This window comes from Yersinia sp. Marseille-Q3913 (genome assembly GCF_963892745.1).
Classification (GTDB): Bacteria; Pseudomonadota; Gammaproteobacteria; order Enterobacterales; family Enterobacteriaceae; genus Yersinia; species Yersinia bercovieri.
Map to the genome: position 1 here is coordinate 1 of NZ_CAWQAF010000015.1, position 14,490 is coordinate 14,490.

A 14,490-nucleotide genomic window follows, 5' to 3' on the forward strand; every position below is an offset into this window, starting at 1 on the left:
CTCAGGCCCAGATAACCGCCTGACAAACCGTCCAACTTTATGGGGTCAGTTCAATAAGCTACCCGGCTTTCTTATCTGGTTTTTGGACTGATTCGTGCGGTCAATCAGTTACACTTCGTAATCAGGATCTGGCGCTTTCAGCGGCGTTATCTTCACCTTCAAGATACGATGGCTGCTCACTTCCAGTGGTTCAAATAGATAGTCACCAATCTTCAACTGTTCGCCCACCTGAGGTATCCGCTGGCTATACTCCATCAACAATCCAGCCAATGTATGATATTCACGTTTATCATCAATCGGCAGTGGCAGATAGAGCACCAAATCCTCCAGTGGCATATAACCATTCGCTATCCAGCAGCCATCCTCGGTTTGCTGAATATCGTGGCGGGCATCCAACTCTTCACCTGCCACTGGTAGATTACCGGCAATCGTCTCCATCACATCGGTCAGGGTGACCACCCCTTCGATAGAGCCGAACTCATCGACCACAAAGGCAAAATGGGTTTGCGCCTGACGAAATTGTTCCAATGCCATCAACAGTGAAACTTGTTCAGGAAAGATCAATGGCTGGCGAATCAGTGCTCGCAAATCGAGCTTTTCGCCTGATAACTGCTGCTTCAACAAATCAATGACGTGAATGACACCCAGTGGTTCATCTGTTGAGCTATCTTCAGTGACCACAATTCGCGTATGAAGATTTTTCGTCAGTAGTTGAGTCAACTTCTCCGGCGGATCATTAAGATCCAGATATTCAACATCATGGCGTGATGTCATGATGCTACTGACGGTACGCTGTGCCAGCCCCAATACCCGCTCGATCATTCGGCGCTCCTGCTCATTGAACACCTCCTGACCGCCACTGCTACTGTCTGCTATCAAGTTGGCGGTGTGGTTATCCAGCTCAGCCTCTTCATGCTTGCCGCTAAGCATACGCAGCACGGCCTCTGCGGTTCTTTCACGTAACGGACGCACTGTCGACAGGAAGCGGCGGCGGTTGAACTGAGCAAACTGATTCAGTGATTCAATAATTACAGAGAAACCAATCGCGGCGTACAGATAGCCTTTCGGAATATGGTAGCCAAAGCCTTCAGCCACTAAACTGAAGCCGATCATCAGTAAGAAACTCAGGCACAGAATAACAATGGTTGGATGGGCATTCACAAAGCGAGTCAATGGTTTGCTGGCTAATAACATCAGACCAATCGCAATACAGACCGCCGCCATCATCACCGCGAGGTGATCCACCATACCGACGGCAGTAATCACTGAGTCGAGGGAGAAGATGGCATCCAACACCACAATCTGCGCCACAACAGGCCAGAACCGCGCGCCTTTGCGTTGCTGGTTCTGCTGATGGTCCTTGCCCTCAAGGCGCTCATTAAGCTCCATGGTGGCTTTGAAGAGCAGGAATATCCCCCCGACGAGCATAATCAAGTCTCGGGCACTAAATGGATGTCCGGAAAGGGTAACTAATGGCGCGGTTAATGTGGCTAACCACGAGATACAGGCCAGTAGCACCAAGCGCATCAACAATGCGCACAGCAGACCCGTGACTCTGGCTTTATCCCGTTGATGGCGAGGTAGTTTTTCTGCCAAAATGGCAATAAATATTAGGTTATCAATACCTAACACAATTTCGAGCACAACCAGCGTCGCCAGTCCTGCCCAAATAGTAGGATCTGCGATCCATTCCATATTTCGCGTTTCACCTTTTATTTCTACGGCTTATGCCGCCAGCATGAATAATGGGCGCTGATAGGCCAAAATTCAACATACAATCATGTAATAAGCTATGTCATTGACAAATCGCGTGAATAATAAATTTAGCGCAAATAGTATTTTAACTTTGAGTCGAGTAGATGGGGATATTCTTAAAATGCTACAGATAGGCTTATAAATCGGCAAATTACTGAGGGTTAGCTTAACAAAATGTTAATGTGGAATATAATATGTCGTTAGACGCTAGTTTTCTGTAGCTACACCATGATAATAATGCGACAGTAACATATTGAAATAATATATAAATATGAAAGTTTTAGATTTGGAATACAGTTTTGCGCGATGATACTTAGGGTATTACCAGATTGTGTTTATATCTATTCAAAGGCCAACAAAATGGCTACCCCAGAAAAGGTATGGTAGATGGAAAAGAAATTGAAAGCAGTCATTCCTGTTGCCGGGCTTGGTACTCGTATGTTGCCCGCGACCAAGGCGATCCCAAAGGAAATGCTGCCAGTGGTCGATAAGCCCCTGATTCAATATATCGTGAACGAATGCGTTGCTGCTGGCGTGAAAGAGATTGTGCTGGTAAGCCACTCCTCTAAAAATGCGATAGAAAACCATTTTGATACCTCATTTGAGTTGGAGGCGGCGCTGGAGTCACGGGTTAAGCGGCAGCTCTTGAAAGAGATTAAAAATATCTGCCCGCCTGACGTCACTATCATGCAAGTGCGTCAGGGCCACGCCAAAGGGCTGGGGCACGCCGTACTCTGCGCACAACCTATGGTGGGCGATAACCCATTTATTGTGCTGCTGCCCGATGTGCTACTTGATGATTCAACAGCTGATTTATCTCAAGAAAATCTTGCCAGCATGATCAAGCGCTTTGAGGAGACCGGGCGTAGTCAAATCATGGTAGAGCCGGTGCCGAAAGCGGATGTCTCCAAGTACGGTATTGCGGATTGCGGCCATGTTGATTTGGCACCGGGCGAGAGCACCCTAATGACTGCAGTCGTCGAGAAGCCTTCAGTCACTGAGGCACCATCTAATCTTGCAGTGGTTGGGCGCTATGTTTTGTCTAAGGATATCTGGCCACTGTTGAAAAAAACCCCACGTGGTGCGGGTGATGAAATTCAGCTGACTGATGCCATTGCGATGTTAATGGAGCAAGAGCCGGTTGAGGCCTTCCATATGACCGGTAAATCTCACGATTGTGGCGACAAATTAGGCTATATGAAAGCCTTTGTCACTTATGGCGTCCGTCATAATACCGAAGGTGAGAATTTTACCGCCTGGTTAAAACAGCAAATCAGCTAACTTCGGCTTAGCGGCTGAATAGCTAAAGATTTTAAGTTCGCCTCAAGAGATCAGTAGGTTAATTATGACCAAATTGAAAGCAGTGATCCCAGTCGCAGGTTTGGGCATGAGAATGCTTCCAGCCACCAAAGCCATTCCAAAAGAGATGCTGCCTATTGTTGATAAGCCCTTGATCCAATATGTGGTTAATGAATGCGTTGCTGCTGGTATTAAAGAGATCATTCTGATAACCCATTCGTCAAAGAATGCGGTAGAAAACCATTTCGACACCTCTTATGAACTGGAAGCCATGCTGGAAGCTCGAGTTAAGCGCCAGTTATTGGATGAAGTGCAATCTATCTGTCCGCCAGGGGTGACCATCATGCACATCCGGCAAGGCCACCCTGAAGGTCTGGGTCATGCCGTGTTATGTGCCAAACCGCTGGTGGGGGATGCGCCATTTGCGGTATTGCTGCCGGATGTTCTGATTGATGATGCGAAGTCAGATTTGACCCGAGATAATCTTGCTCAATTGGTCAAGCGCTTCGAAGAGACCGGGACTAGCCAGGTCTTGGTGCATTCGGTTGAACCCGAGGCGTTATCAAACTATTCGGTTATCTCTTGTGAGAAGTCTGAATTAGCGCCCGGTGAGAGCAGCCGAATTAAAGCCATGGTCGAGAAGCCACAAAGCCCGGTGGACCTGCAATCAAATCTCTCTGCCGTTGGGCGCTATGTGTTGTCTGCGAATATTTGGCCGCAGTTGGAAAAAACCAAACCAGGTGCCTGGGGGCGTATCCAACTGACAGATGCCATTGATGCACTGGCAGAAGAAGAGCCAGTCGATGCCGTTGCCTTGACTGGGCAATCTTACAATTGCGGTGAGAAACTCGGTTATATGCAGGCGTATGTCGCTTATGGTCTTCGTCATCCACAACAAGGGGCTGAGTTTAAGGCCTGGTTGAAAGATTTTGTGGCATGAGTCAAATTTGAAATATGAGTGAGACTGATGAAAAGCAATCCGTGGGGTTGCTTTTTTGTTTTGACTGATCCGTCCTAAATAGCGTTACATTACCTGTCTGTACTGGCGAAGCAAACGTATGCGCACAGCAACTGGTCAGTTGTGCTATCTATCGCACCAATCACTACCCAGCGGGCATAATCCTGAGTTAACATGTTTCCCACATCAAAAACCTGTTGGCCTCAAGGTCGGTAACAGGTGTCATCCTTCAGACAGGAGTTCTTTTAATGTCCAAACAACAGATTGGCGTTGTCGGTATGGCGGTGATGGGCCGTAACCTGGCGCTCAACATCGAAAGCCGTGGCTATTCCGTCTCTATCTTCAACCGTTCATCAGACAAAACCGACGAAGTGGTTGCTGAGAATCCAGGTAAAAACCTGGTGCCGAGTTACACCGTTGAAGAGTTTGTTGATTCACTGGAAAAACCGCGCCGCATCCTGCTGATGGTGAAAGCGGGTGAAGCTACCGACAAAACTATCGCTTCACTGACGCCGCACCTTGATAAAGGTGACATTCTGATTGATGGTGGTAATACCTATTACAAAGACACCATCCGTCGTAATCGCGAACTTTCTGCACAAGGTTTTAACTTTATCGGTACTGGTGTTTCCGGTGGCGAAGAGGGTGCATTGAAAGGCCCTTCCATCATGCCTGGTGGCCAGAAAGAAGCTTACGAATTGGTTGCACCTATTCTTGAGAAAATTGCGGCCCGTGCAGATGACGGTGAAGCATGTGTGGCTTATATCGGTACAGACGGTGCTGGTCATTACGTGAAAATGGTTCACAACGGTATCGAATATGGCGACATGCAGCTGATCGCGGAAGCTTACTCTTTGTTGAAGCAGTCACTGGGTCTGAGCAACGAAGAGCTGGCAAGCACCTTCGCTGAATGGAACAAAGGTGAGCTGAATAGCTACCTGATTGATATCACAAAAGATATCTTTACCAAGAAAGACGAGGCTGGCATCTATCTGGTCGACGTGATTCTGGATGAAGCTGCAAATAAAGGCACTGGTAAATGGACCAGCCAAAGTTCACTGGACTTAGGCGAGCCACTGACACTGATCACTGAATCTGTGTTTGCTCGCTATTTGTCTTCCCTGAAAGATCAGCGTGTTGCAGCATCTAAAGTACTGACTGGCCCGAAAGTGCAGCCTTTTGTGGGCGATAAAGCTGAATTTATCGAAAAAATCCGTCGTGCGCTGTATTTGGGGAAAATCGTCTCTTACGCGCAAGGTTTCTCTCAGCTGAAAGCGGCATCTGACGAAAATAACTGGGATCTGCATTACGGTGAAATCGCCAAGATCTTCCGTGCAGGATGTATTATCCGCGCTCAGTTCTTGCAAAAAATCACTGATGCGTACGCAGAAAATCCGAAAATCGCTAACCTGCTGTTGGCTCCATACTTTAAGCAAATCGCTGATGAGTACCAGCAAGCGCTGCGTGATGTTGTGTCTTATGCGGTACAAAATGGTATCCCAACACCAACGTTCTCTGCTGCGATTAACTACTACGATAGCTACCGTTCAGCTGTGCTGCCCGCTAACCTGATTCAGGCGCAGCGTGATTATTTTGGTGCGCATACTTATAAACGTACTGATAAAGATGGCGTGTTCCATACTGAGTGGATGGAGTAATTCATCTAGCGGCTACTGCGCTTTGCTATCCCGGGATTGCGCAGTGCTCGCTGATTTTAAAGGTTTGCGCCAACAAAAACGCCCGCGATGATAAATCGGGGGCGTTTTCTTTTATCAGCAATAAAACCACCAATAAGAAAATTACTTCTCGTGACGTTCCCGTAGGCGGCCAATGATTTTACTCAGATCCAAATCCTGATCCTGTAATAGCACCATCAGGTGATACATCAAGTCTGATGCTTCGTTGGTCAACTCTTCGCGATCATTCACTGTCGCGGCGAGGGCGGTTTCCACCCCTTCTTCGCCCACTTTTTGCGCGATACGTTTAGTCCCGCTGGCATAGAGTTTTGCGGTATAAGAACTGGCCGGATCGGCTGACTTACGTGATGCTAGCAACTGCTCTAACTGATACAAGAAACTCCAGTCGCTGGCTGCAGGGCTGAAGCAACTGTTATTGCCTAAATGGCAGGTTGGGCCGATAGGATCCACCAGAATCAGCAGGGTATCATTGTCACAGTCAGGGTAGATATTCACCACATTCAGGAAGTGGCCGGAGCTTTCGCCTTTGGTCCACAAACGCTGTTTGGTCCGAGAGAAGAAGGTCACTTTAGCGGTTTCTTCCGTCACCGCCAGCGCTTCACGGTTCATATACCCCATCATCAGAACTTCACCGGACACGGCATGCTGAACGATGGCAGGCATTAGATTGTCGACTTTGTCCCAATCCAGTTGGTTAATTTGTTGTTCGGTTAACACACTCTTATCTCCACGCCTTGTTCAGACAAATACTTTTTCAATTCGCCGATATTAATGATTTGCTTATGGAACACGGAGGCGGCCAACGCACCATCTACATCCGTATCGCGGAAGGCTTCGAGGAAGTGCTCCGGCGTTCCGGCACCGCCAGAGGCGATCAACGGCACATGACAAATAGCCCGCATCTGTTTCAATTGACGCAAATCATAGCCGTTACGCACGCCATCTTGATTCATCATATTCAGCACTATCTCACCGGCACCGCGCAACTGGACTTCTTTGATCCAATCCTCGGTTTGCCAGGTAGTGGCTTTGGTGCGTTTTTCATCACCGGTAAATTGATAAACCTGATAACTGTCACTCTCTTCATCATACCAAGTATCAATACCTACCACGATGCATTGTACGCCATAGCGGTCAGCCAGTCGGGTAATTAAGGTGGGATCAGCTAGGGCGGGTGAGTTGATGGAAATTTTATCTGCGCCGAAGGTCAATATCTGGCCTGCATCTTCCACACTCTTAATACCGCCTGCGACGCAGAAAGGGATGTCTATCACTTCCGCGACCCGTGATACCCAGCTTTTATCGACCACACGCCCATCAGAGGAGGCTGTGATATCGTAAAATACCAGCTCATCAGCACCTTCTTGTGCGTAGCGCTGTGCCAGCGGCACGATATCACCAATAATCTCGTGGTGACGGAACTGGACCCCTTTGACCACCTGGCCATCTTTCACATCCAGACAGGGAATTATACGTTTTGCCAGCATGCGATCGCCTCCTTCACGTTAAATTTGCCGTCCAGTAGCGCACGACCGACAATCACCCCTTGTACACCGCTGCCGCGTAGACGGGCGATATCATCCAGACAACCGATACCACCAGAGGCCTGGAACGCCACTTGTGGATAACGCTGGCAAACTTCTTGATACAGCTCAACATTGGAGCCACTCAGGGTGCCATCGCGGGAGATATCTGTGCACAGCACATGTTTCAGGCCGAAAGGCAGATACTGCTCGACTATCTGTTCCAGTGTGGCATCGGAGTTCTCCTGCCAGCCGCTGATGGCAACCTGCTTACGGCCAGCATCATCGATCCTGACATCCAGCGCCAAGACGATCGCCTCGGGGCCGTAACGCTCAAACCACTGCTGCACCACTTCTGGCTGCTTAACGGCGGTTGAACCGACCACAACTCGTGTCGCCCCAGCTTCTAATAGCGCGACCACATCCTGCTCATTGCGGATGCCGCCCCCCACTTGTACCGGCACATCGACACCGGCCAAAAGCTCACGCAATAATGGGATCTGACGGGCGGAGGGATCTTTGGCGCCGGTAAGGTCAACCAAGTGTAATACTTGAGCGCCTTGCTGCTGATAATCCTGTAAGCGCGGTAGTGGATGATTGCCATAATCACGCTGCTGACCGTAATCGCCCTGATGCAAACGCACTACCTTGCCTGCAATCAAATCCAAAGCGGGAATAATCATGGTGTTTACATCTCCAGAAAGTTTTTCAGCAGTTGGGCTCCCGCTGCGCCGGAACGTTCCGGATGAAACTGCACGCCAAAGAAGTTGTCTTTTTCGACTGCGGCGGTAAACGGCTCGCCGTAATTGGCTTGGGCGATGGTATTTGGGCATATATGCATTGCATATCCGTGCACAAAGTAGAAATAGGTTCCGTCTGGGATACCACGGAATAGATGATTCCCCGCTTGTGCGGTAATCTGATTCCAGCCCATATGCGGTAGCGGTAAGCCAAAATCGGTCATCTGTTTCACTGGCGCATCAATAATGCCAAGGGTGTTGATGCCGCCACTCTCTTCGCTGCTATTTGCCAGCAATTGCATGCCAAGGCAGATACCCAATACCGGTTGGGTACAGCTCTTAATCAGTTCGATCAGTTCGCGTTCTTTCAACTGATCCATTGCTGCGTGCGCGGTCCCCACGCCCGGTAGAAACAGCTTATCGGCGCGCAGCACGATTTCAGGGTCACGGCTGATAAGTGGTGCATAACCCAGTCGCTGCACCGCATAGGTGACAGAGGAGAGGTTGGCGCAACCGGTATCCAGAATCACCACATTCATCAGAGCACTCCTTTGGAGCTTGGCAAGGTGTTGCCCTCAACGCGGATCGCCTGACGCAGAGTACGACCAAACACTTTAAACAGACTCTCTACCCGGTGGTGATCGTTGCGACCTTTAGTTTTCAGGTGCAATGTGCAGGCCATGGCATAAGAGAGGGAGCGGAAGAAGTGCTCGACCATCTCGGTGCTCAGATCGCCAACCCGCTGATAGTTAAATTCTGCTTTGTATTCCAAGTGCGGGCGGCCGGAAATATCCAGCGCACAACGTGCCAGACACTCATCCATTGGCAGCACAAATCCGAAGCGGCCAATCCCTCGTTTGTCGCCCAGCGCGTTGTTGATAGCCTCGCCCAGCGCCAGCGCGGTATCTTCCACCGTGTGGTGATCATCGATATAGAGATCACCGCTGACCTGAATATCCATGCGGAAACCGCCGTGGGTGGCGATTTGATCCAGCATATGGTCGAAGAAACCGACGCCAGTTTTGATCTTGCTACCGCCTTCGCGATCCAGCCAGACATTAACGTCAATCGCTGTTTCTTTAGTGACACGATTAACGTGAGAGTGGCGATCACGCTGGGTCAGTTGTTTGGCAATCTGTGACCAGTTAAGGCCATCGCGCTGATAACGCAGGCCGCCGATACCCATGTTTTGCGCCAGTTGCAGGTCAGTTTCACGGTCGCCTATCACATAGCTGTTGGCGCTGTTCATCACGCCTTCCGCCAAATAGCTTTCGACTAAGGCGGTTTTTGGCTTACGGCAAGTACAGTTATCTGCGGGCAAGTGCGGGCAAATCAAAACCTGCTCAAAATTGATCCCCTGCGAGCTGAAAATCTGCATCATCAGGTTGTGCGGTGGATCGAAAGTCTCCTGCGGGAAGCTGTTAGTTCCCAAACCATCCTGGTTGGTGATCATCACCAAACGGTAATCTGCTTTTTGCAGTGCCAGTAGTGCTGGGATCACTTCTGGTTCTAACGCCAGTTTATCCAACCGATCAACTTGAAAGTCTTCCGGTGGCTCGGCAATCAGGGTGCCGTCGCGATCAATAAAAAGAAATTTCTGGCTCATATCGTTTCCTTACGGAGGCTGGCAGTATTGGTCTGATTCGGGCTGTCAACGCCGGGCAGGGGGACAAGGGCGGCAATCACGCGTTCACACTCCTGACGAGTACCGATGGTAATGCGCAGGCAGTTAGATAACCCCGGCTGCTTATTTTGGTCACGCAGAATAATGCCCTGGTCCCATAGTGTTTTGAATACGCTGCTGGAGGCAGTAAAACGAGCCAGTAAATAGTTGCTTTCACTGGTAAACACCTGCTCAACACAGGCGCACTCATTCAGCGCACCTTGCAGCCATTCACGATTGGCTCGCACTTCATTCACCCGCTGACGCATCTGCTCAAGGCCCTGTGGGCTAAGTGCTTGTGCGGCGATATCGGCAACCGGCGTTGATAGCGGGTAGGGTGCAATCACCTTAAGTAGCAGCTGGATAATATCGCTATTCGCCAACGTAAAGCCACAACGTAAACCCGCCAATGCGAAGGCTTTCGATAAGGTGCGCAAAATTACTAAATTCGGATAATCTTTTAGCCAACTGCTGACACTGGCCTGTGGACAAAACTCAATATAGGCTTCATCAATAGCGACGATAGCGCGACCTTGCGCCAGTTCCAGCACTGCGCGCAGGTCAGCTGGATTGATTAAGTTGCCCGTTGGGTTATTCGGGCTGCAAATGTAAATCAGCTTCACCCGATCCAGACTCTCTTTAATCGCTGGTAAATCGAGCTGCCAATCCGCTTTGGTCTGCACGGTGCGCAGCTCGACGCCAAAGGTTTCGGCGCTCACGGCATACATGCCATAGGTTGGCGGGCAGAATAGGATGGCATCCTGACCCGGTTCACAGAAGGCGCGGATCAGCAGTTCAATACCTTCATCCGCACCACGGCTCACCAGCACTTGCTCAGTCTCTAAAGCCGCGTAAGCCGCGTAGCGTTCAATTACCAGCTTTGGCTGGCACTCAGGGTAGCGGTTGAACGTTTGCGCTGTCAGTTGGTATTGCGTCGCCAGCGGATATTCGTTGGCATTGAGCCACACATCGCCATTACCGCCTAAGCGGCGGGCCGACATATAAGGGGTTAGCGCACGGATATTGGTGCGGGCCAAATCAGTCACGGTGGCAGACTTGCTCATGGTTGCTCCTTATTGGCGGCTGTCAGGGCAGCGACGCGTAGGGTAACGGCGTTTTTGTGGGCGGTCAGTTGTTCGGCCTGAGCCAGTGTTTCGATGGTTGATGCCAGGCCCAGCAGGCCTTGCGGGGTTAACTGCTGCACCGTCATGCGCTTAACAAAATCGGCCAGACCCAGGCTGGAATAGGTCGAGGTATAACCATAAGTAGGTAACACGTGGTTAGTCCCAGAGGCATAATCACCGGCGGATTCCGGTGACCAGTCACCCATAAAGACCGACCCGGCGTTATCGATTTGATCGATAATCTCTTCCGGTTGGCGTATTTGCAGAATCAAGTGCTCTGGGCCGTATTGATTGCTGATATCAATGCATTGCTGTAAATCTTTGGTGATGATCAGGCGGCTGCTTTCCAGTGCCTGACGGGCGATATCGGCGCGTGACAACAACTTAAGTTGCTGCTCGACTTCAACTGCCACGGCTTGCGCGATGGCCGCATCGGGTGTCAGCAAGACTACCTGCGAATCCGGCCCGTGTTCGGCCTGAGACAACAAGTCAGCGGCGATAAACGCCGGTGTCGCGCCGCTATCGGCGATAACCAGCACTTCTGACGGGCCGGCAGGCATATCAATGGCGGCACCATCAAGGCGTTGGCTGACCTGACGTTTCGCTTCGGTGACATATGCATTGCCTGGCCCGAAGATTTTATTCACTTTTGGCACCGATTCGCTGCCGAAGGCCATCGCGGCAATAGCTTGCGCCCCGCCAATCTGGAACACTTCTTGGATCCCGCACAGTTGCGCGGCATACAAAATTTCATCGGCAATTGGCGGCGGTGAGCATAAAATGACGCGCTGACAACCGGCAATACGCGCGGGAGTACCGAGCATCAGGACAGTAGAGAGCAGCGGCGCGGAGCCGCCGGGAATATACAAGCCGACGGAGGCAATCGGGCGAGTGATTTGCTGGCAACGCACGCCCGGCTGAGTTTCAACATCCACCACTGGCATTTTCTGCGCATTGTGGAAGATTTCAATATTACGCACCGCTTGCGCCATCGCTTGTTTGATCTCGTCATTCAAGCGGGCCGCGGCTGCGGCTATCTCTTCAGTAGTGACGCGAATATCGGCCACCTGCACCGCATCAAAGCGCTGGCTGAAATCACGTAAGGCGCTATCGCCCTCGGCTTTCACCCGATCGAGGATTTCACTGACCGCACTGGTGATACGGCCTGATGCATTAATTGCCGGGCGGCTTAGCAGCGCTTTTTGCTGATCTGCACTGCATTGCTGCCAGTCGATTAGGGTATTGAAATTCGTCGGCTGCATCGGTTACTCCATCATTTTTTCAATCGGTAACACCAGAATGGAGCTGGCACCCAGCGCCTTCAGTTTTTCCATGGTTTCCCAGAACAGGGTTTCGCTACTGACCATGTGCATCGCGACGCGGCTCTTATCACCAGCCAGTGGTAGAATGGTCGGGCGCTCGGCACCCGGCAGCAGGGTGATTATCTCATCCAGACGCTCGCTCGGTGCGTGCATCATGATGTATTTGGATTCACGCGCCTGAATGACGCCCTGAATGCGGGTCATCAGACGGTCGATAAGTTCTTGTTTCTCAACAGGCATCTCGCCATCACGCTGGATCAGGCAAGCTTTAGAGCGGTAAATCACTTCAACTTCGCGCAGGCCGTTGGCTTCCAGAGTGGCACCGGTCGAAACCAGGTCACAGATCACATCAGCCAAACCTGCACGAGGGGCGACTTCAACTGAGCCGTTCAGCAAGCAAGATTTAAAGCTAACACCCTGTTTGTCGAGGTATTGTTTTAAAATGTGTGGGTAAGAGGTGGCGATACGCTTATTTTGTAAGCACTGCGGGCCGGTGTATTCAGTATCCAGTGAGGCAGCCAGTGACAGGCGGCAGCCACCGAAATCCAGGCGGCGCAAGGTGAAGTAACGTGGGTCTTCGCCCTGAGCGCGGCGGCTCAGCAACTCCTCTTCCAGTACGTTCTCGCCGATAATGCCCATATCAACCACACCATCCATCACCAGGCCTGGGATATCGTCATCACGTACGCGCAGAATGTCGATGGGCATGTTCTCTGCGAAAGCGATTAGACGCTGCTGCTGCAAATTGATTTTAATCCCGCAGCGCGACAGCAGTTCATGGCAATCGTCACTCAGGCGGCCTGATTTCTGCATTGCGATGCGTAAACGTGTTTTATCCAGCATGGTAATCCTCTAACCTTTTAATAAATGGAATCTAATTTATAAAATCATGGGCAACAAAAAAGCCCTCGGAAGATTATCTTCCGAGGGCTTTCTCTATTGCGTTCTACCGCCACCTGGAAGATTCGTTAACCGTCTTCCAGCACACATCGGCCTGCAAGACTAGTCAGGATGATGGTGATGATGGTGATTAAACTGAACGCGATTCATAATAATTTCTCTATTTGGGCTTTTTGAGAAAATCAAAATTGCCGTGACATAAATAATATAGCTGGGACGTGCCATAATTTCTGTCAATCAACGTAAACCATCTGATGGCTGCGGCGCAACCTTTTTTTCGCCGTATGAGGTTATTTTATGGGGGTAGGCCGCGACTGATCTGCCGTTAATCATTTTCTTTATGGCGATTACCACTCCATTTTATGTCAGTTTAAGCACAAAATTGTTACGTATTGCCATTACACCGATGAATGAGATGAAAGACATAATGTGTTCAGCAGAATTGTTAGCAAAGGCCAACTGGCGTAGGTTATCAGTATAGTGCTTATTATCGACGTGAGTTATCAGTGTGAGTTATCGGTATGAACCGATGGAGAGCAATTAAAATGAAAAAAGTCGCCATTATTGGATTGGGTTGGTTAGGCTTGCCGTTAGCGCAATCATTGATTCGGCACGGAGTGCAGGTGGTTGGCAGCAAAACCACACCGGATGGTGTCGAAGCCGTCAGAATGAGCGGCATTGATTGCTACTTATTGCAACTGACACCGGAACTAATTTGCGATCCGGATGATTTAGCACAACTAATGACAGTTGATGCATTGGTCATCACCTTACCTGCCAGCCGCACTACTGAAGGGGATGGGGACTATTTTCAGGCGGTACAAATGGTGGTCGACAGCGCACTGGCTTTCGGTGTGCCGCGCATTATTTTTACCAGTTCCACCTCGGTGTATGGCGAAACCCGTGGCCGAATCAAAGAGAGCTCTCCCCTGCAACCGGTGACTACCGCCGGAAAAACGCTGATGGAGCTTGAGCTTTGGTTGCATAAGCTCCCCAATACCTCGGTGGATATTTTGCGCCTTGCCGGGCTGGTGGGCGCTGATCGACATCCTGGGCGTTTTCTGGCGGGGAAAACTCATGTAAAAGGCGGTTCGCTTGGGGTCAATTTGGTGCATCAGGAGGATGTGATTTCAGCCATCGAACTGCTGCTTAACCTGCCAAGAGGCGGCCATATTTACAATCTCTGCGCGCCACTTCATCCGAGCAAACGTGACTTCTATCCCGCCAGTGCGCGGGCGTTACAACTGACGCCACCGGAATTTGCATCTGAGGATATCGAAGAGCCCGCTCGTGAGATTGATGGCAGTAAGATTTGCCGTGAGCTGGGGTTTGAGTATATCTACCCAGACCCTGAAAGAATGCCTTTGAATTAATTAAGCGGCTACGCCTTGTTTGTGTAAAAAGAGCAAAAAAGTACAGATCATCAGCATTAACTCGATCAGAAGCGGTGAGGGCTGGTAGAAGAGTAAAGCGTCCGCGCCAGGGATGGCGCGGCTCGAGCCTCCAGGG

Annotated in this window: 14 protein-coding genes and 1 other annotated feature; of the genes, 4 read left to right on the plus strand and 10 right to left on the minus strand. The window is 50.3% G+C overall.

From position 1 onward, the window contains the following. Window positions 1-108: 108 nt before the first annotated feature. Window positions 109-1,695: a TerC family protein gene (locus AACW11_RS07980; RefSeq protein ID WP_212586390.1), complete on the minus strand. Its 1,587-nt coding sequence runs from the start codon at window positions 1,693-1,695 to the stop codon at window positions 109-111. A gap of 447 nt (window positions 1,696-2,142) precedes the next feature. On the opposite strand from AACW11_RS07980, the gene galU (AACW11_RS07985) reads away from it, so the two are divergent. The 3 genes from galU (AACW11_RS07985) to gndA all read left to right on the plus strand — a co-directional run bounded on the left by galU (AACW11_RS07985) (window position 2,143) and on the right by gndA (window position 5,670). Continuing rightward, entirely contained in the window at window positions 2,143-3,036 is an 894-nt protein-coding gene (galU, locus tag AACW11_RS07985) for a UTP--glucose-1-phosphate uridylyltransferase GalU (protein WP_212586391.1), read from the plus strand. A 64-nt stretch (window positions 3,037-3,100) separates the two neighbouring features. Next, window positions 3,101-3,994 carry a UTP--glucose-1-phosphate uridylyltransferase GalU gene (gene galU, locus AACW11_RS07990; protein ID WP_212586392.1) on the plus strand — a complete coding sequence of 298 codons (894 nt, stop codon included), beginning with the start codon at window positions 3,101-3,103 and terminating at the stop codon, window positions 3,992-3,994. A 266-nt stretch (window positions 3,995-4,260) separates the two neighbouring features. Beyond that, window positions 4,261-5,670 carry an NADP-dependent phosphogluconate dehydrogenase gene (gene gndA, locus AACW11_RS07995; protein ID WP_212586393.1) on the plus strand — a complete coding sequence of 470 codons (1,410 nt, stop codon included), beginning with the start codon at window positions 4,261-4,263 and terminating at the stop codon, window positions 5,668-5,670. 141 nt (window positions 5,671-5,811) lie between these two features. Here gndA and hisIE read toward each other — a convergent pair whose 3' ends face one another. The 9 genes from hisIE to hisL all read right to left on the minus strand — a co-directional run bounded on the left by hisIE (window position 5,812) and on the right by hisL (window position 13,131). Further along, window positions 5,812-6,426: a bifunctional phosphoribosyl-AMP cyclohydrolase/phosphoribosyl-ATP diphosphatase HisIE gene (hisIE, locus tag AACW11_RS08000; RefSeq protein ID WP_212586394.1), complete on the minus strand. Its 615-nt coding sequence runs from the start codon at window positions 6,424-6,426 to the stop codon at window positions 5,812-5,814. Beyond that, window positions 6,420-7,196, minus strand: coding sequence for an imidazole glycerol phosphate synthase subunit HisF (gene hisF / locus AACW11_RS08005; RefSeq protein ID WP_212586395.1), 777 nt, complete (start codon window positions 7,194-7,196; stop codon window positions 6,420-6,422). Before hisF ends, hisIE begins: the two co-directional genes overlap by 7 nt. Continuing rightward, window positions 7,178-7,915, minus strand: a complete 738-nt coding sequence (hisA, locus tag AACW11_RS08010) for a 1-(5-phosphoribosyl)-5-[(5-phosphoribosylamino)methylideneamino]imidazole-4-carboxamide isomerase (RefSeq protein ID WP_212586396.1) — start codon at window positions 7,913-7,915, stop codon at window positions 7,178-7,180. The genes hisF and hisA overlap by 19 nt, the downstream gene beginning before the upstream one ends. 5 nt (window positions 7,916-7,920) lie before the next feature. Then, the gene (gene hisH, locus AACW11_RS08015; protein WP_212586397.1) at window positions 7,921-8,511 is read right to left on the minus strand and encodes an imidazole glycerol phosphate synthase subunit HisH; all 591 of its coding nucleotides are present in this window, start codon (window positions 8,509-8,511) and stop codon (window positions 7,921-7,923) included. Beyond that, window positions 8,511-9,578, minus strand: a complete 1,068-nt coding sequence (hisB, locus tag AACW11_RS08020) for a bifunctional histidinol-phosphatase/imidazoleglycerol-phosphate dehydratase HisB (protein WP_212586398.1) — start codon at window positions 9,576-9,578, stop codon at window positions 8,511-8,513. The genes hisH and hisB overlap by 1 nt, the downstream gene beginning before the upstream one ends. Next, window positions 9,575-10,699 (minus strand): histidinol-phosphate transaminase, encoded by a 1,125-nt coding sequence (hisC, locus tag AACW11_RS08025; RefSeq protein ID WP_212586399.1) that lies wholly within the window; start codon window positions 10,697-10,699, stop codon window positions 9,575-9,577. Before hisC ends, hisB begins: the two co-directional genes overlap by 4 nt. Beyond that, on the minus strand, window positions 10,696-12,021 hold the full coding sequence (gene hisD / locus AACW11_RS08030) for a histidinol dehydrogenase (RefSeq protein ID WP_212586400.1): 1,326 nt from the start codon (window positions 12,019-12,021) through the stop codon (window positions 10,696-10,698). Before hisD ends, hisC begins: the two co-directional genes overlap by 4 nt. Before the next feature lie 3 nt (window positions 12,022-12,024). Beyond that, window positions 12,025-12,924 carry an ATP phosphoribosyltransferase gene (hisG, locus tag AACW11_RS08035; protein WP_212586401.1) on the minus strand — a complete coding sequence of 300 codons (900 nt, stop codon included), beginning with the start codon at window positions 12,922-12,924 and terminating at the stop codon, window positions 12,025-12,027. A gap of 53 nt (window positions 12,925-12,977) precedes the next feature. Next, window positions 12,978-13,108 (minus strand) — a sequence feature (His leader region). Continuing rightward, a complete protein-coding gene (gene hisL / locus AACW11_RS08040; protein ID WP_002231208.1) occupies window positions 13,084-13,131 on the minus strand; it encodes a his operon leader peptide in 48 nt (15 codons plus the stop codon). It overlaps the preceding feature by 25 nt. A gap of 395 nt (window positions 13,132-13,526) precedes the next feature. Here hisL and AACW11_RS08045 point away from each other — a divergent pair, with 395 nt between their 5' ends. Next, a complete protein-coding gene (locus AACW11_RS08045) occupies window positions 13,527-14,354 on the plus strand; it encodes an SDR family oxidoreductase (protein WP_212586402.1) in 828 nt (275 codons plus the stop codon). Window positions 14,355-14,490 lie beyond the last annotated feature (136 nt).